Annotated in this window: 14 protein-coding genes and 1 pseudogene; 6 read left to right on the forward strand and 9 right to left on the reverse strand. The window is 45.4% G+C overall.

Annotated elements, in window-relative coordinates; translation table 11 throughout:
• Window positions 1-348: 348 nt before the first annotated feature.
• Both AB4133_RS19375 and yihA read right to left on the reverse strand, forming a co-directional pair.
• Window positions 349-486: pseudogene (locus AB4133_RS19375) on the reverse strand (GTP-binding protein); the annotation flags it as partial.
• 100 nt (window positions 487-586) lie between these two features.
• Window positions 587-1,246 carry a ribosome biogenesis GTP-binding protein YihA/YsxC gene (gene yihA, locus AB4133_RS19380; RefSeq protein ID WP_017631972.1) on the reverse strand — a complete coding sequence of 220 codons (660 nt, stop codon included), beginning with the start codon at window positions 1,244-1,246 and terminating at the stop codon, window positions 587-589.
• A gap of 148 nt (window positions 1,247-1,394) precedes the next feature.
• Between yihA and AB4133_RS19385 the strand changes: the two genes are divergently transcribed.
• The 5 genes from AB4133_RS19385 (at window position 1,395) to hemN (ending at window position 5,936) form a co-directional block, all read left to right on the forward strand.
• Complete coding sequence (locus tag AB4133_RS19385; protein ID WP_012602993.1) at window positions 1,395-2,012, forward strand: cytochrome c; 618 nt, start codon at window positions 1,395-1,397, stop codon at window positions 2,010-2,012.
• A gap of 557 nt (window positions 2,013-2,569) precedes the next feature.
• On the forward strand, window positions 2,570-3,208 hold the full coding sequence (locus AB4133_RS19390; RefSeq protein ID WP_010433503.1) for a class I SAM-dependent methyltransferase: 639 nt from the start codon (window positions 2,570-2,572) through the stop codon (window positions 3,206-3,208).
• Complete coding sequence (gene yihI, locus AB4133_RS19395) at window positions 3,208-3,765, forward strand: Der GTPase-activating protein YihI (RefSeq protein ID WP_017060163.1); 558 nt, start codon at window positions 3,208-3,210, stop codon at window positions 3,763-3,765. Before AB4133_RS19390 ends, yihI begins: the two co-directional genes overlap by 1 nt.
• A 6-nt stretch (window positions 3,766-3,771) precedes the next feature.
• Window positions 3,772-4,260, forward strand: coding sequence for a DUF2489 domain-containing protein (locus AB4133_RS19400; protein WP_017060164.1), 489 nt, complete (start codon window positions 3,772-3,774; stop codon window positions 4,258-4,260).
• A 284-nt stretch (window positions 4,261-4,544) separates the two neighbouring features.
• Window positions 4,545-5,936 (forward strand): oxygen-independent coproporphyrinogen III oxidase, encoded by a 1,392-nt coding sequence (hemN, locus tag AB4133_RS19405; RefSeq protein ID WP_017070103.1) that lies wholly within the window; start codon window positions 4,545-4,547, stop codon window positions 5,934-5,936.
• A gap of 83 nt (window positions 5,937-6,019) precedes the next feature.
• On the opposite strand, the gene AB4133_RS19410 is transcribed toward hemN, so the two are convergent.
• The 5 genes from AB4133_RS19410 to glnA all read right to left on the reverse strand — a co-directional run bounded on the left by AB4133_RS19410 (window position 6,020) and on the right by glnA (window position 13,668).
• The gene (locus tag AB4133_RS19410; RefSeq protein WP_372225402.1) at window positions 6,020-8,602 is read right to left on the reverse strand and encodes an EAL domain-containing protein; all 2,583 of its coding nucleotides are present in this window, start codon (window positions 8,600-8,602) and stop codon (window positions 6,020-6,022) included.
• A gap of 108 nt (window positions 8,603-8,710) precedes the next feature.
• Window positions 8,711-10,114 carry a nitrogen regulation protein NR(I) gene (glnG, locus tag AB4133_RS19415; protein ID WP_372225404.1) on the reverse strand — a complete coding sequence of 468 codons (1,404 nt, stop codon included), beginning with the start codon at window positions 10,112-10,114 and terminating at the stop codon, window positions 8,711-8,713.
• A 121-nt stretch (window positions 10,115-10,235) separates the two neighbouring features.
• Window positions 10,236-11,312 (reverse strand): nitrogen regulation protein NR(II), encoded by a 1,077-nt coding sequence (gene glnL, locus AB4133_RS19420; RefSeq protein WP_019826501.1) that lies wholly within the window; start codon window positions 11,310-11,312, stop codon window positions 10,236-10,238.
• Between the two features lie 168 nt (window positions 11,313-11,480).
• The gene (locus AB4133_RS19425) at window positions 11,481-12,044 is read right to left on the reverse strand and encodes a DUF4124 domain-containing protein (RefSeq protein ID WP_372225407.1); all 564 of its coding nucleotides are present in this window, start codon (window positions 12,042-12,044) and stop codon (window positions 11,481-11,483) included.
• A 214-nt stretch (window positions 12,045-12,258) separates the two neighbouring features.
• On the reverse strand, window positions 12,259-13,668 hold the full coding sequence (gene glnA, locus AB4133_RS19430) for a glutamate--ammonia ligase (protein WP_017059221.1): 1,410 nt from the start codon (window positions 13,666-13,668) through the stop codon (window positions 12,259-12,261).
• A 562-nt stretch (window positions 13,669-14,230) separates the two neighbouring features.
• On the opposite strand from glnA, the gene typA reads away from it, so the two are divergent.
• Window positions 14,231-16,066 carry a translational GTPase TypA gene (typA, locus tag AB4133_RS19435; RefSeq protein WP_372123831.1) on the forward strand — a complete coding sequence of 612 codons (1,836 nt, stop codon included), beginning with the start codon at window positions 14,231-14,233 and terminating at the stop codon, window positions 16,064-16,066.
• Window positions 16,067-16,228: 162 nt separating this feature from the next.
• Here typA and AB4133_RS19440 read toward each other — a convergent pair whose 3' ends face one another.
• Entirely contained in the window at window positions 16,229-16,759 is a 531-nt protein-coding gene (locus tag AB4133_RS19440) for an AAA family ATPase (protein WP_229648025.1), read from the reverse strand.
• Window positions 16,760-16,790: 31 nt separating this feature from the next.
• Window positions 16,791-17,432: a DUF2959 domain-containing protein gene (locus AB4133_RS19445; RefSeq protein WP_123285155.1), complete on the reverse strand. Its 642-nt coding sequence runs from the start codon at window positions 17,430-17,432 to the stop codon at window positions 16,791-16,793.
• Window positions 17,433-17,446 lie beyond the last annotated feature (14 nt).

Raw genomic sequence — 17,446 nt, forward strand, 5'->3', positions numbered from 1 at the left:
TTGTACATTAAATCTCGTAGGGTACAGAGGTAAGATGTTCTATCTTTCAGACCTTTTGTTTCACGTTATTGGATTAGGCTGATTCAGCCGCCCCAGTCAGTATTTGACTGGGGCGTTTTTTCTTGTGCGAAAGAAAAATATTTCCAACCTATCATTCCCCCGTAAAACCTCTCATTTTTAGTGCCTTTTATTACACTTTCTCAAGCACAGTGATAAACCCCTGATTTGCCTTAGATCTGGAATTCGATCAGCTTTTGGTAATTTAAATCCGTCTCTAAGTCGATTGTTTTATCACTTGAAATAACTTTTATTTTACAAGTTATCGATAAAGGATTGATGGGTTACACCTTATTTATCAGTGTATTGAGTCGGTGAATGCTCAATGTAGTCCATGATTTTCTGTTGTTTCTCGGTGCTGTATTTCAGGGCTTCGGCAGTAATTTGGATGGATTGCGCCATCGAAGAGATATTGTTGGTCGCTTTAACTCACGAATTTACAGAAAAAAATACCCCGCCTATATAAGGAGGGGCATTGATAAGGTGCGAACACTTGATAGTGGCGAGCTAGTCCCCCTCTATATAGAGACTACTCTGAATCGTTGTGTTCTTCGTCTGCTAACTCATCGATCAGTTGGTCTGCAAGCGCAGGCGCAAACCACTCATCCATCTTGGCACGCAGTTGGTCAACGCCGATGCCCTTCATTGATGAGAAGACATCAACCGCAACATCACCACCGAAAGATTTTGCATCGTTACGGATTTTCAGTAGCTGTGCTTTACGCGCACCACTTTTCAGTTTGTCTGCTTTTGTTAACAAAACCTGTACTGGGATGCGGCTATCGATAGCCCAGTAGATCATTTGTTGGTCAAGGTCTTTCATTGGGTGACGGATATCCATCAATACCACTAAACCTTTCAGGCTTTCACGTCGTTGTAGGTATTCACCTAGCGACTTCTGCCATTTTTTCTTCATCTCAAGTGGTACTTGAGCAAAGCCATATCCAGGTAAATCGACGATATGACAACCGTCCGTTACCTTAAATAGGTTGATTAGCTGAGTTCGACCGGGTGTTTTACTGGTTTTCGCCAAGCTTTTTTGGTTTGTAACGCGATTTAGCGCGCTAGATTTACCAGCATTGGAGCGTCCTGCAAACGCAATTTCGATCCCTTCGTCTTCTGGTAAATGACGAATATCAGGTGCACTGGTAATGAAATGCGTGTTTTGATAATGAATTTTTACGCTCACTGTTAACTCCATCTCGACTTTGTGTAGTCGATTGATTACTTTTTTGTGAATTTGTGTAAAATAACCGTGCTCGGCATAAGGTCGCCTATTGTACCATGAGTGGCAACATAGAGTGGTACTGGAAGCTTGATAATTATAATGGAATGTCATGAAGAAATTAGCGCTAATTTTGAGTCTTTTAGCCAGCTGCTCAGTATGGGCTCAAGGTAGTATTGAAGCTGGTAAAGCCAAATCACAAACATGTGTTGCCTGCCACGGTGCTGACGGCAACAGCCTGATCACTCAGTACCCTAAGCTGGCTGGTCAACATGAGAAGTATCTAGAGAAGCAGTTAAAAGAGCTTAAGCTAGGTATGACAAGTGGTGGTAAGCAAGGTCGTTACGAACCTGTAATGGGTGCAATGGCGATGCCTTTATCTGAAGAAGATATGGCTGACCTAGCGGCATACTACGCCTCTCTACCTATCTCTAGTAACTCTACTCCTGAAAATGTAGTAGATGAAGGTAAGGTTCTTTACACAGCGGGTAACGCAGAACGCGGCGTAACGGCGTGTATTGCTTGTCATGGCCCTCGTGGTAATGGTACCGAACTTTCTGGTTTCCCTAAGATTTCAGGTCAGCACGCAGATTACATCAAGGCTCAACTTGAAAAATTCCGCGATGGTGACCGTAATAACGACATGAATGCGATGATGCGTGATGTAGCTAAAAAGTTAACAGACGCTGATATTGATACCTTATCGAAGTACGTTGGTGGTTTACACTAATTTGTCGGTTTCTTGCTCTTAGCCAGAGTAAAGGAATGTACGTTCGAGCGAGATTGAAGAGACGCCCCGATCAGTCATGGTCGGGGCGTTTTCTTTTGTATTGGTTTTATTAATGCGTTTTGTGTTTATGTCTGATTTATCAATGTGTGATCGATTTGTGTACAAAAGTGTGAAGTCGCACTCTTGTAGTCTTTTTGTAACACGGTAAAGTAACCGCCATCAGCTAGGAGCTGACTTAGATATGGATGATCATCTAGTCTAACGGTATAGACAGAAATGGATCAGGCTAGGACAGCCCAGCAACAAGGTGTTAGAAAAGGATAGCCAAAACTCATCAGGACGATGAACAACAAACAAATTTGGCATGGAAAGCACCAATAACAAATGGAGATTTGTGTACCAAGTTGAGTATGCAAATTTTGGCCGATATAGGCAGATTTAGAGAGCGATAGGTTTTCCTATCGCTTTTTTTATTGATTTGATGAAAAAACACCCAATACCTCTCCACTATAAACTCAGTTTCTGGTATGTTTCGCATCCCTGTTTAAGGATGTGCTATGTATACTTGTCCCTTATGCCATCACCAAGGCGTGAATCACTATTTTGAAGACAAACGCAGAGCCTATCTGCAGTGTCAGCAATGTGAACTGGTATTTGTTAAACCTGAACAAAGGTTAGAAGCAAAAGAAGAAAAAGCACACTATGATCTCCATGAGAACGATCCTAGTGATGCAGGCTATCGCCGCTTTTTATCTCGCATCGCGGATCCACTAACAGACAAAATTTCATCTAACTCACACGGGTTGGATTTTGGTTGTGGCCCAGGCCCTACGCTATCTATTATGTTAGAAGAAGCCGGACACACCATGGAGTTGTACGATATCTATTACCACCCAGAACCCTCTGTGTTGGAAAAAACGTATGACTTTATGACTGCCACGGAGGTGATAGAGCATCTTTATCACCCAGACAAAGTGTGGCAGCAATGGTTGAATTTAGTTAAACCCAAAGGCTGGATTGGTCTTATGACTAAGCTAGTAATAGACGTAGATGCGTTTGCTGGTTGGCACTACAAGAATGACCCGACTCATGTTGTCTTCTTTAGTCGTCAAACATTCCAGTTTTTGGCAGAGCGGGATAAGCTCGAACTAGAATTTTTTGGAAATGATGTAATTTTACTGAGGAAAGTGCAGTAATGGGTCGTAGTAAGAAATCAAGAAAGCCGGGAGCACTTGGCGCTCCGGAGCCTATGGTTACTCGTAACCGTAGTGAATCTGATGTTGAAGGTCGTGAACGTAAGCGTGTTAAAAAGCGTAAAGGCCTTAAGTCTGGCAGCCGTCACTCAGATGGTAGCGAAGCAAAACAGCGTAAAGCTGCACAAGCTCGTGATCCACGTTTAGGCAGCAAGAAAAAAATTCCGCTGATCGTTGAACCAGCGAAGAAGCCGACTAAACAAGAGCGCAAGCTATCTAACGAACAAGAGTTAGAGATGCTTGAGAATGACGCTCAACTGAACACACTCCTAGATCGTATCGAAAATGGTGAAAACCTAGGTGCTGGTCTACAGAAGTTTGTTGATGAGAAACTTGATCGTATCGAACACCTAATGGGCCGCTTAGGTCTACTAGAGCCAGAAGACGATGAAGAAGAGATCTTCGAAGAAGCACCGGTTGCCTCTAAGAAGAAAGCGAGCTCTGACGAAGACTTGCTATCTCAATTCGAAGATTTCGATTTAGACAGCTTTAAAGGTTAATAGCCAATGAACGTAACCTTATTAGCAATTGCTGGTGGAATTATCATTCTCGGCTTGGGCTCTTACGCAGGTTACCTTCTACTTCAAGTGAAGAAGCAGACGGAGTTGCAAAAGCAGCATCAAGCACTAGCCATTGAAAAACGCAACGCGACGATTTACGAAAACGTAAATACTTTGTGCTTAGCGGGCATTCAAGGGCAATGTGACTTACCTGAGATCAGTATCCGAGTGTGTATCATTATGGATAATGTTCAGGGTGATGAGCGTGTCGATTTTGATTCTGAGTATCCTGCTCTTTCTGAGCTGTACCATATCGTAAAAGATATGGCTCGCGGAGAGGCAAGACAGGAACTGACGAAGAAAGAGCGCATGCAGCAGAATCTCACGCGCCATAAGGCAGAGACTCGCTTGAATGATGCGGTCATTGAAGATCTGAAAAGGTTGCAAGAGAAGGTTAAACCTCTCAACAACCAAATCAACATTCAGATGATCTAGTCGCTAAGACTATTTAAAATAGAGGCTTGTTTAATACAGGGTGTTCTTGAGACACCTTATCTTTATAGATAGTGTTAAATGAGCCTTCTTACCTTTTGCGTCTCGTTAATCCCGACGCTTTGTTAGTGATCAAGCTAGCAGTTCTGAGTTTTTGTCTAAAAAATTGATTTTGTCTTGGAACGACCTTACAGGTCGTGTGGCAAAATAACCCGTCTATATTTTAATGTATGTAAAATGATTTGAGAGACCTTAGGTTCTCGCGGATCTAAATTGGAAATACCGCTATGTCGAGCAAGCCAGTAACAACGAATCAGCAAATCGTTTGGGATCAAGAGATCTTAAACAAGTACAACTATTCGGGACCTCGTTACACCTCATACCCAACTGCGTTGGAGTTTCATGAAGCGTTTACCGTCGCTGATTACGACATGGCGTGTACTCAATATCCTGAGCGTCCACTCTCTCTTTACGTGCATATCCCGTTCTGCCACAAGCTTTGTTACTACTGTGGTTGTAATAAAGTCATTACTCGTCACTCGCATAAAGCGGATGAGTACCTTGATGTGATTGAACATGAAATCCGCCAACGCGCCTCTTTATTGAATGGCCGTGAAGTGACGCAATTGCACTTCGGTGGTGGTACGCCAACGTTCTTGACCAAAACACAAATCACTCGTTTGATGAGTATTTTGCGTGAAGAGTTTAACTTCACCGCTGACGCTGAAATCAGTATTGAAGTTGACCCGCGTGAGATTGAGCTAGACGTACTTGACCACCTGCGTAACGAAGGCTTCAACCGCCTGAGCATTGGCGTGCAAGACTTCAATAAAGAAGTGCAGAAACTGGTTAACCGTGAGCAAGATGAAGAGTTCATCATTGCGATGGTTAAACGAGCGAAAGAGCTAGGCTTCCGTTCAACTAATCTGGATTTGATCTACGGCCTACCAAAGCAGACTCAAGCTTTGTTCGCTGAAACATTGAAGCAAGTGTTAGAAATGAAGCCGGGCCGTTTATCGGTATTTAACTACGCACACATGCCTCAGCTGTTTGCGGCGCAGCGTAAGATTAAAGACGAAGATCTACCTGAAGCGAAAGAGAAAATGGCTATCTTGCAAGATACCATCGAGACGCTAACGGGAGCGGGTTACCAGTTCATTGGTATGGATCACTTCGCACTACCTGAAGATGAGCTAGCCGTAGCACAGCGTGAAGGTATTCTGCATCGTAACTTCCAAGGCTACACCACCCAAGGTGAAGCTGACTTAATTGGTTTCGGTGTTTCTGCGATTTCTATGGTTGGTGATGCTTACGCACAAAATCAGAAAGAGCTGAAGAAGTACTACGCTCAGGTGAATGACCTGCGTCATGCACTTTGGAAAGGTGTTGCTCTAGACAGTGACGACCTTCTACGTCGTGAAGTGATCAAGCAGCTGATTTGTAACTTCAAGCTTGATAAAACAATGATCGAATCTGAGTTCTCGGTTAACTTTAATCGCTACTTCAAAGAAGATTTAGAGCTTCTACAAACCTTCATCAACGATGATTTGGTTGAAGTCGATGACAAAGAAATCCGCGTTACTCTGCGTGGCCGCTTGCTGATCCGTAACATCTGTATGTGTTTTGATAAATACTTACGCGCAAAGGCTCGCCAGCAGCAATTCTCTCGCGTTATCTAATCGCTCGATAGAGAATAGAACAATAAAAAATGCCAGCATCATGCTGGCATTTTTGTATCTGACTCATTCGATTTCTGCCTGGTTTAGGTGAGACTCTCAGTGGTATTTTGTTTGACCTTGGCACTTTGCTTGGAGTTGATGAGGTCGGTAGGCCATTGGTCAAACGGAACTGGGCGACTGTATAAGAAGCCTTGAGCAAGCGGGCACTGCAGCTGCTTGAGAAGTTCAGCCTGTTGCTGTGTTTCAACGCCCTCTGCCACCAAGCTTACTTTGAAGCCCTTAGTGATGTTAACGATGGCCGCGACGATGGAGCTATCTAGGTTCTCTTTATCAAGTTTGCTGACAAAGCTGCGGTCGATCTTAAGGCAGTCGAATGGCAGTTTGTGTAAGTAAGCCAGTGACGAATAGCCGGTACCAAAGTCATCAATCGCAATTGATATCCCTAGTGCTTTTAGAGTCAGCATGTTATCGATGATGGTCGGGTCGTTGTCGACGATGCGTGATTCGGTGATCTCTAGTGTCAGGTTGCTTGCTGGCAGATTTGTGTCTCGCAACGTGCCTTTTACTTGTTCCACAAAGCCACTTTCGCTTAGCTGAACGACCGACAGGTTGACGTGAATCGAGAAGTCCTTGCTCCATTTTCCTGACTCAATCGCGATGGCTGTATCTCGACACGACTTATGCAGAATTTGTTTTCCGATATCGTCAATGAGCCCGCTCTCTTCCGCGAGAGGAATGAACTCGAGTGGCGAGATCACCCCTTCATCCGTTATCCAGCGAGCTAAAGCTTCTGCTCCTATGGTCGAGCCAGATTCCAGATCAATAATAGGCTGATAAAACGGTTCGAACTGTTGAAGTTCAATCGCTCGGTTCATCCGCGCTAACATCTTGGTGCGATGTCTCGATGCTTTGCCCATTTCAAGGCTATAAATACAGACACTGGTTTTGTCTTGTTTCGCATTGCTCAATGCAATGCTGCTGCTGCGTAGCAGGAGTGTAATGTCGTGAAGATTCGAGACATTCACTATCCCCATCGATACCTTAATCACCACGCTTTCCGATTCCATTGAAAATGGGGAAGCGAAGGTTTGAAGTAAGCGGTTAGTCAGCAGCTGAACATCATCGCTTTGCGTTACGTTTGGCGCGTAGATGGCAAACTCATCACCACCAGTGCGAGCTAGTAGGTATTCGGATGGCAGTGTGCCTCTTAAACGAGCGGCCGCAATGATAAGTAGCTGGTCGCCATTGTAATGACCTAGGCTGTCATTGATGTCTCGGAAGCGATCAATACCAATCAAATACAGTGTGCCTTTTTCGTTGTCGGGGTGTTTCTTGGCAGCGTCAATAAAGCCTTCACGGCTGTATAGCTTGGTTAATGAGTCATAGGTAAGTTGAGACTGTAATGCATGAAACGAAGCCTTTAAGTTGTTGGTCATTTCATTGAATGACTCGACCAACATGCTGGTTTCATATATATGCCCTGTTTTTGGCATGCTCGCGTCCCAATCGCCCTTAGCAAGGCGTTTTGCCGCATCCGCTGTCGAGGTGATGGGTTGGGTTGCGCGATTAAAGGCAATTAATCCTGCAATGACCCCAATGCAGCTCAGTGCTAGCCCAAGCAACCAACTGTTTCTTTGATTTTCTGGCAATTCACCGAGCAGATTGCTTTCAGGGATCGACACCCCAATAAACCACGTGAGCCCGTGCTCATCTTCGTATGGGGTGATTTGGTTGAAGTAGCGTTCGTTGTCTAGGCTAAAACTAAAGCGCTGCTCGCCCAAATTCTCGATTAGGTGGAATTGCTCTACGTAGCTAGCACTCTCACGTATGACTGGATTAGCACTCTCTGTTGCTAGTTTGCGTTGCCCTTTGTTGGTTTGTCCTGTGCCCCATGAAACGACACTGCCTCCGCCTGAGTGCGCGACCAAGCGTTGCTGCTTATCGATGATGTAAACAGAGGCATCCGTTCTATCTTTGAGCTTTCTGAGAAACGCATTGAAGGTATTGATTTTGATGTCGCTGACTACGACGGCTTTGAATTCATTATCATCATAGATAGGCGCTAGAGCAGATAAGGTGATTTCTTGACGTTCGTCAGCATTGGCATAAATTGGTGACCATAACGGTTTTTTCTGTGTCGCAATGGGTGTGTACCAAGGACGGATTCTAGGATCGTAACCTGAAATCACCGATCGAATGTCTTCACTAATTTTGCTGCCACGGTAAATGACCAGCTGATCATTGGTGCGTTCGTCTTGCATCATCAAGGTGTAGCCTTTGTTGGCTTCTTTGCGGAAACCGACGTAGTTACCATCTTCAGAACCAAAGCCGATCGCATCGAGTTGAGGTACAGCAGTGTAATGGTCTGAAAACGTATAAAAAATATAGTCTTGGACCTTACTAAGATTGCCTGCTTGATAAAGATGGTGGTAGCCGATGTTATGGCTGAGCGAGAGGTTGGCGTGAAATGGCTTTTCTAAAAAATTAGACAGGCTTTGATGAACATTGTCAGTCAGTGATGTCAGCTGGCGTGCACTAACATCACTCACCATCTCTTTGTAGCTTAGCTTTTGAGTGAAAACCATTACACCCATAGTGAACAGAAAAATCATCACGAATGGCAGAACCACTGCGGTTCTCAAAGTAATTTGTGTTTTCAAAGACATCTTTAGCTACAACTTTGGTGAATAGCGCACTGTAATTGTACCGACACTATTCAAACCAAGCGACACTTTTTTGGTTAAAAAGTAGCTGCATCGAGAATCATATAAGGTCTAGTACAGTTCTTTGAGTTTACGAGTTAGGGTGTTTCTTCCCCATCCCAAAACCTTAGCTGCATCCTGTTTATGACCATTAGTGTGGTGGAGTGCAGCTTCTAGCAGTATACGTTCAAATTCTGGCAGAGCATAAGTTAGCAGCTCTTTTTCTCCTGAATCAAGCGCACACTTTGCCCAATTAGCGAGCAGTTGTTGCCAGTTATCTCCAGTTCCTGAGGTGGTCACCACTTTTTCTTCTAGCAGCTCTGGTGGCAGGTCTGAAGGAAGAATTTCGCTGCCGCTGGCCATCACGGTAAGCCAACGACAAATGTTTTCAAGCTGACGCACGTTACCCGGCCAATTGAGCTGGTTGAGCTTCAAAATGGTCTCAGGATGCAGTGTCTTCACTTCAACACCGAGCTCTTCGGCGGCGGATGCTAGGAAGTGATGAGTCAGCTTTTCAATGTCTTGTTTACGTTCGCGAAGTGCCGGGATATGGATTCGGATAACGTTGAGTCGGTGGAAAAGGTCTTCACGGAAGTCGCCTTCATGCACTAAGCGCTCAAGATCTTGGTGGGTTGCGGCAACGATACGAACGTCAACCTTAACCGCAGAGTGTCCACCCACACGATAAAATTGGCCATCAGAAAGTACACGTAGCAAGCGAGTCTGAATATCGAGTGGCATGTCGCCGATTTCATCAAGAAAAAGCGTGCCGCCGTTGGCTTGTTCAAAGCGTCCTTGGCGAACGCTGTTAGCACCGGTAAAGGCACCTTTTTCGTGGCCAAACAGTTCAGACTCGATCAGATCTTTGGGGATTGCTGCCATGTTCAAGGCAATGAAGGGCTTCTTAGCTCTTGGGCTGTGACGATGCAGAGCGTGAGCGACCAATTCTTTACCGGTACCCGATTCACCATTGATCAGCACGGATATGGATGAGCGAGACAAACGGCCAATCGCTCGGAAAACCTCCTGCATTGCCGGTGCTTCACCGATGATTTCTGGCGCGTTGGTGTCTTCAGCGACATCACTGGCTTGTTCGCGTTTCTGCTCTTGGCTGTGCGCGATCGCTCGTTCGACTAGAGTCAGTGTTTCATCAATATCGAACGGCTTTGGAAGATATTCAAAGGCGCCTTTTTGATAAGCATTCACCGCCGCATCAAGGTCTGAGTGCGCGGTCATAATGATCACGGGCAGGTCGGGAGAGCGTTGATGAACCTGATGCAACAGCTCAATCCCGTCAATGCCGGGCATGCGAATGTCAGACACCAATACGTCCGGTGTCTCGCGCTCAAGCGCAAGCAACACGCTCTCAGCATCAGCAAATGTTTCACACTTAATATCCGCAGATGAAAGTGTTTTCTCTACTACCCAGCGGATAGAGCTGTCGTCATCGACGACCCAAACGTATCCCTTACTCATAATTCAATTCCTTTGCAGCCAAATCTATTGTGATAATCATTGTTGTTTTTATGATGTCTTAATCTTTGTGTTACCGAGCTAAGCCTTTCATCTCGCTGTCCAATAGCGAGGTTCTTATGACCTAAATCGGTAGATAAATCGTGAATGTGGTGTTGCCTGGCCAGCTTTCAACATCAATTTTCCCATTGTGTTGATCGATCAGGTTTTGAGAAATCGATAGCCCCAGCCCTGTTCCACCTTCTCGTCCGCTGACCATTGGGTAAAACAGCGTGTCTTTTAAATCATCGGGGATGCCCGGACCGTTATCGCTGATCTCAATGCGCGCTGCGAGTTTGTGTCGCTGCCCGTGAATATTTGCTTGATGCACCGTTCTGGTGCGAATGGTGATTTTGCCAGAATCTTGAGTCTTTAGAATCTGCGCTGCATTGCTCACGATATTGAGCATCGCTTGTTCAACCTGTGCCGAATCCATCAAGATGTCCGGTAGGCTCGGGTCGTAATCCCTTTCGATGGCGAGCGTTGAACCCGATTCGAGCTCTACGAGCTGCCTGACTTTCTCAAGTATCTGGTGAAGGTTCTCTTCTGATTTAGTCCCCGGCTTCTGTGGGCCAAGCAGACGGTCGACTAATGCTCTTAAGCGGTCGGCTTGCTCAATAATGATCTGCGTATATTCATTAAGAGACTGATCAGGAAGCATTTTCCCAAGTAACTGCGCCGCACCTCTTAAGCCACCGAGTGGATTTTTGATCTCATGTGCTAACCCGCGTACCAGCAACTTAGCCGCTTGTTGTTGTGCATGTTGGTTGAGCTCTTGGCTAAGGCGTCTTTGCTGGTCTATCTTGCGCATCTCAACCAATAACAGCGTCTCTCGCTGCCAAGATATTGGGCTAACCGTGACTTCAAGCATCAGTGGGCGGTTATCAACAACGAAGGTAACGTCACTGTCGGTAATGCTCTGGCCACTTTGTAGCGGTTGCGTCAACAGTGCCAAATCAAGTGAAGCGTGTTGGATAAGTTGGCTCAGTGGATGATCAACGATGCGTCGTGCGCTCTGTGAAAAGAGCTGCTCAGCGGCCGGATTGGCGTATCGGACATACAATTGCTCATCGAGCATCAATGTCGAAGTCACCATATTGTCGAGAATGGCGCTGGAAAGATGATGTGTATCTATGCTGTCGCTTTTGGCTGATCGATTCACTATTTCGTCCTTGAACTGGTGTTTTTCTCAATGCACCAAATTGGTGCGTAGCTAAGTTCAAGTATGGCGCATATCAACCAGAAGCTAAAGATAATTCATTAGAGTCGCTGAAAGCTGCTTCGATTAGGTGAAAAGTAGAGGTTATTTGGCCTCTTTTAACACATTGGCCTACTTGAGCGTCGCTCGATGTAAATACACGGTGACTGGACTAGTAGATGCAATAAGCTTGCCGCTTCTATGTGCTTGAATTGCAATGGTGTGAGTACCTCGATCGATACCTTTTAATTCCCACATAGGTTGGGTCTGTGGGGCGCCATAACGACGGCCATCAAGCATCAATTGTAATTGCTCACCTATACCAAGCTTTCGGTTGAGCTCTATCTGAATCGGGATTAAGCCGCGATTACTACGAATGGTTTGATCATGAACTGGAGTCAACATGGTGAGGGCTAATTGAGTGGGAACCTCGCGCTCTGTGGTTTCGGTTTCTGCCTGGGTTTTAGCTGGCGTTTTAGTTGTAGAGGAAGCAGCGGCGTCAACCGGAGTTGGGGCCTCAAATTTAGGGGCGGGTGCTGAAGCTTGCACATCTGGCAGGCGAAGAGCCTCGGCATCTTGAGCGCTAGGGTTATCACTAAAGTGGAGCACGCCATCTTCATCTACCCAGGTATACACAGTTTGAGCAGAGCACGAGAGCGCGACTGTTAACCCGATTAGGAACAGTATGTTTTTCATATCTTTAGCCTCTTTTCACCGCTAGGTGATTTCACGTTTGGCGTTGGTTTTATTGTATTTAGCGCGACAGCCTCTGAGGGCTTTTGTCTAAGGTATGGTACGAGGTGGGGGGCGTCGAGAGAATAAAAAAAAGGCCCACCTGCGAGGCGAGCCTAATATTTAGTCAGCGATTCTTACAAGGTTGCAGTAAGAAATGGCTTATCTCTACAGGAGATTAAACTGAGTAGTACAGTTCAAACTCAAGAGGGTGTGTAGCCATGTTCACGCGTTGTACGTCGTCAGATTTCAGAGTGATGTAAGAATCGATGAAATCGTCAGAGAATACGCCGCCAGCTGTTAGGAACTCACGGTCTTCGCTAAGCGCTGCTAGAGCTTCTTGTAGAGATTCTGCAACTGTTGGGATTTCAGCTGCTTCTTCTGCAGGAAGGTCGTATAGATCTTTATCCATAGCTTCGCCTGGGTGAATCTTGTTCTTGATGCCGTCAAGGCCAGCCATAAGCATTGCTGAGTAGCATAGGTATGGGTTAGCTGCTGGGTCACCAAAACGTAGCTCGATACGACGTGCTTTAGGGCTTGGTACTACTGGGATACGGATAGAAGCAGAACGGTTACGTGCTGAGTAAGCAAGCATTACAGGTGCTTCGAAACCAGGTACAAGACGCTTGTACGAGTTAGTTGATGGGTTAGCAAACGCGTTGATTGCACGAGCGTGCTTGATTACACCACCGATGTAGTAAAGAGCCATTTCAGATAGGCCGCCGTACTTATCACCAGCAAACAGGTTAACGCCGTCTTTTGCTAGAGATTGGTGAACGTGCATACCAGAACCGTTGTCACCAACTAGTGGCTTAGGCATGAATGTCGCTGTTTTACCAAATGCGTGAGCAACGTTGTGTACAACGTACTTGTAGATTTGAGTTTCATCAGCTTTCGCTGTTAGCGTGTTGAAGCGAGTAGCGATTTCGTTTTGACCCGCAGTTGCTACTTCATGGTGGTGAGCTTCAACAACTAGGCCCATCTCTTCCATTACTAGACACATTGCTGAACGGATGTCTTGAGATGAATCTACTGGAGCTACTGGGAAGTAACCGCCTTTAACGCCAGGACGGTGACCTTTGTTACCGCCTTCGAAGTCAGAACCTGTGTTCCAAGCTGCTTCTACGTCATCGATCTTGAAGAAAGAACCAGACATGTCGTTTGAGAACTTAACGTCGTCAAATAGGAAGAATTCTGGCTCTGGACCAACTAGAACTGTGTCTGCGATACCTGTAGAACGTAGGTACTCTTCAGAACGTTTAGCGATAGAGCGTGGGTCACGGTCGTAGCCTTGCATTGTTGCAGGCTCAAGGATGTCACAACGGATGTTTAGTGTTGCGTCTTCTGTGAATGGGTCCAGTACAGCAGATGCTGCGTCTGGCATCATTACCATGTCAGATTCGTTAATGCCTTTCCAACCAGCTACTGAAGAGCCGTCAAACATTTTGCCTTCTTCGAAGAAGTCTGCATCAACTTGGTGAGAAGGAATAGAGATATGCTGCTCTTTACCTTTTGTATCAGTAAAACGTAAGTCGATAAATTTAACTTCGTTCTCTTGGATCAGGGATAGTACATTTTCTACTGACATCTTGGATAACCTCCAGTGTTATTAATTCGGTATTAGCTCGATTCGGTTGAAACTAGCATTGATTAATGTCTATAAGTGCATTAATCGATGCTGATTTATCTATAGCCAAAAACGTGCCAAAAAAATTATTCCATTAATTTCAATGATTTACTTGTTTTTCGGTTTTGCTTAATTTGGTTTTTGCACCAAAATGATCTCCGGGCGCACCTTATTGGTGCAATTGTTTGTCTGTGCACCAATATGAGACATAAGCGAGCACCATTCAGCAATGAATTGCCTAAGTTGTCAATCCACTTTTGTTATTTTGCGGGAGATTTGGTTCGCCACTCGCAGGTGATACTTTTTTAGAGTCCTACGAATTGGGCTGTTCAACACTGTACTGAATCAAAGTTAAGCGGATATGAATCGCTAATAAAGAAAAAAGCCCCGGTTCAGATCACATATTTCTGGGTTTTTGTCTAGAATCTGGTATATTATTGACCGTTTTTTAAATCAAGCTAGCGGTTATTATCCAAACTTTTGAGATAAGTGACGGCTACTTTTATGAGTGAATCGAGAATCCATGTCTACTCCACAGATTGATAAGTTAAGAAATATCGCGATCATCGCGCACGTTGACCACGGTAAAACGACTTTGGTTGATAAACTGCTACAACAGTCAGGCACTCTTGAGTCTCGTGGTGAAGCTGAAGAGCGTGTCATGGATTCGAATGACATCGAAAAAGAGCGTGGCATTACCATTCTTGCTAAGAACACAGCAATCAACTGGAATGATTACCGCATCAACATCGTAGATACTCCGGGACACGCGGACTTCGGTGGTGAAGTTGAGCGTATCATGTCTATGGTTGACTCTGTTCTGCTTATCGTTGACGCAGTTGATGGCCCAATGCCTCAAACTCGTTTCGTAACGCAAAAAGCATTCGCACACGGTCTTAAGCCAATCGTTGTAATCAACAAGATTGACCGCCCAGGCGCTCGTCCTGATTGGGTTATGGATCAAGTATTCGACCTTTTCGACAACCTAGGTGCTACTGATGAGCAACTAGACTTCACAGTTGTTTACGCTTCAGCTCTAAACGGTTGGGCAACAATGACTGAAGGCGAAACTGGCGAGAACATGGAACCATTGTTCCAAGCTGTTGTTGATACAGTAGATGCTCCTTCTGTTGACCTTGACGGTCCACTACAAATGCAAATTTCGCAACTTGATTACAGCTCTTACGTAGGTGTTATCGGTGTTGCTCGTGTTACTCGTGGTTCAGTTAAACCAAACCAACAAGTAACTATCGTGAATGCAGAAGGCAAAAAACGTAACGGTAAAGTAGGTACAGTTCTTGGTTACCTAGGTCTTGACCGTCACGAAGTTGAGCAAGCTAACGCTGGCGACATCATTGCAATCACTGGTCTTGGTGAGCTGAAGATTTCAGACACTATCTGTGACCAAAACAATGTTGAAGCAATGACTCCGCTTTCTGTTGACGAACCAACAGTAACAATGACGTTCCAAGTAAACACTTCTCCGTTCGCGGGTAAAGAAGGTAAGTTCGTTACTTCACGTAACATCCTTGAGCGTCTAGAAAAAGAACTAGTACACAACGTTGCACTACGTGTTGAAGAAACTGATAACCCGGATCGCTTCCGTGTTTCAGGTCGTGGTGAACTTCACCTGTCTATCCTGATTGAAAACATGCGTCGTGAAGGCTTCGAACTAGCTGTATCTCGTCCAGAAGTTATCATCAAGAAAGACGAAGATGGCAACCTAACTGAACCGTTTGAAACTGTGACTATCGACGTGCTTGAAGAGCACCAAGGTGGCATCATGGAAAACATCGGTCTACGTAAAGGTGAGCTAACTGATATGTCTCCAGATGGCAAAGGCCGTGTTCGCATGGACTTCATGATGCCTTCTCGTGGTCTTATCGGTTTCCAAACTGAGTTCCTAACTCTAACGTCTGGTTCTGGTCTTCTTTACCACTCATTTGATCACTACGGCCCTCACAAAGGCGGCGTAATCGGTCAACGTAACAACGGTGTTCTAATCTCGAACGCAACTGGTAAAGCTCTGACTTACGCACTATTCAACCTACAAGAACGTGGTCGTCTATTTGCTGAGCACGCGGATGAAGTATACGAAGGTCAAATTATCGGTATTCATAACCGTTCAAACGACCTGACAGTAAACTGTCTGAAAGGTAAGCAGCTAACGAACGTTCGTGCATCTGGTACTGATGAAGCACAGGTTCTTTCGCCACCTATCCGTCACACTCTAGAGCAAGCTCTTGAGTTCATCGACGAAGATGAACTAGTAGAAGTAACGCCAGTAAGCATTCGTATCCGTAAGAAGCTTCTTACTGAAAACGAACGTAAGCGTGCAGCACGTCCAGCTAAGGCTTAATTGCCAGCTGACTAGCTTCTAGCTAAGTAGATAAGAAAGCCCCGAGTAGCCTAGCTGCTCGGGGCTTTTGTTTTTTAGTTTGTTTAGATACGGTTAAACGAGATACGAAGAGTGTTTAAGTCTTCGTCATCCTCAAGAGGGAGGAACGACCGAGTTGGGGATCTAGCTTTTGATACATAAGTAACGCTCAACGAATTGAAGCCGTTCTTCGACTGGCATAAACGGCACTTCAACTACCTCATAGCCAAGTTCTTGGTAGACTCTTTCTAACGCGTGGTGAATCTCTAGCGCCTCCTCAAACGGATAAGGTCTCACATCATCTTGTACATAAATTGAAGCCTCAGGGCGACAGAACAACACTTGGGGGTGATAACCTTGGCTCGCTTCTCGGTAGGTTGTGTTTATCTCTAGTTTCGCCTGAGCCAAATAGCCACAAATGTCTGGAATGGCACGATCGAGAAAGGCAACAGGATGCTGACTGGCTTGGTCTTTTTGTTCGCTCATTACGGTTAAACATAGGCGTGCAAAGCCCGGAAGGTCTAACCAAGGTAAGATACCGTTCTCAAGTTGGCTCTGCTGTTCGATTAACTGGCGAGAGGACTCTGCGAAGGTGGGGTAACCCGCATCACCCAAGGCATTGATCAGTTTGGTTTTTCCGGCGCCAGGGCCGCCAGTAATAATGATTGGGTTCATACGGGCTTATGTTTATTTGTGTCTACGGGCGTTATTTTTGATTCAACTGAGCTAGGAACTTATCCGATTCGGCGATCGCTGCATTCATCTGCTTAATCGCGTAGGCGATGTCTTTTTCTAAGCTCATAAACTCGCCCTGCAGTGAACCGACAGCGCTCGCATTGAGGTTGTGCTTCAAGTAAAGCGTATTGTCGCGAAGGGTATTGAGCACGGGGTCCATTTTCTTCTCGGCGCGCTTCATTGCTGACAGCATCGTTTGGTAAGACGATTTAGTTTCACGAAGCTTTTGCTCACTCGAGCGGCGCAGTGAGTCACTGGTGTAGAGATCTAATTCACTCTGCCACTCTTCAAACAGCGCATCCGACACATCTTCAATCGCAGCAATGCGATCACTGACATTTTGCGCGGCTTTCTCGCTGTCTTGGTATTTATCGTTGATTTGGTTGTACATGTCTTCAAGGTCGCCGCCACTGAAGTTAGTCAGGCTGCTGAGTGCTTCAAGTGCGCTGGTAAACTCTTCCTGAGCATCCTGCTGTGACTCTTTAGCGTCTTCCACTCTATCAACCATAATGTCACGCTTGTGATAGCCCACTTGCTCCATGGCGGAGTAATAAGCTGACTGGCATCCAGTAAGAGTAAAAATAGAGAGGACTATAACTATTAAATAAGGCATCCTAGTTTCCTATA

The sequence above is a fragment of the Vibrio sp. 10N.286.52.F8 genome, assembly GCF_041468745.1.
Lineage (GTDB): Bacteria > Pseudomonadota > Gammaproteobacteria > Enterobacterales > Vibrionaceae > Vibrio > Vibrio crassostreae_C.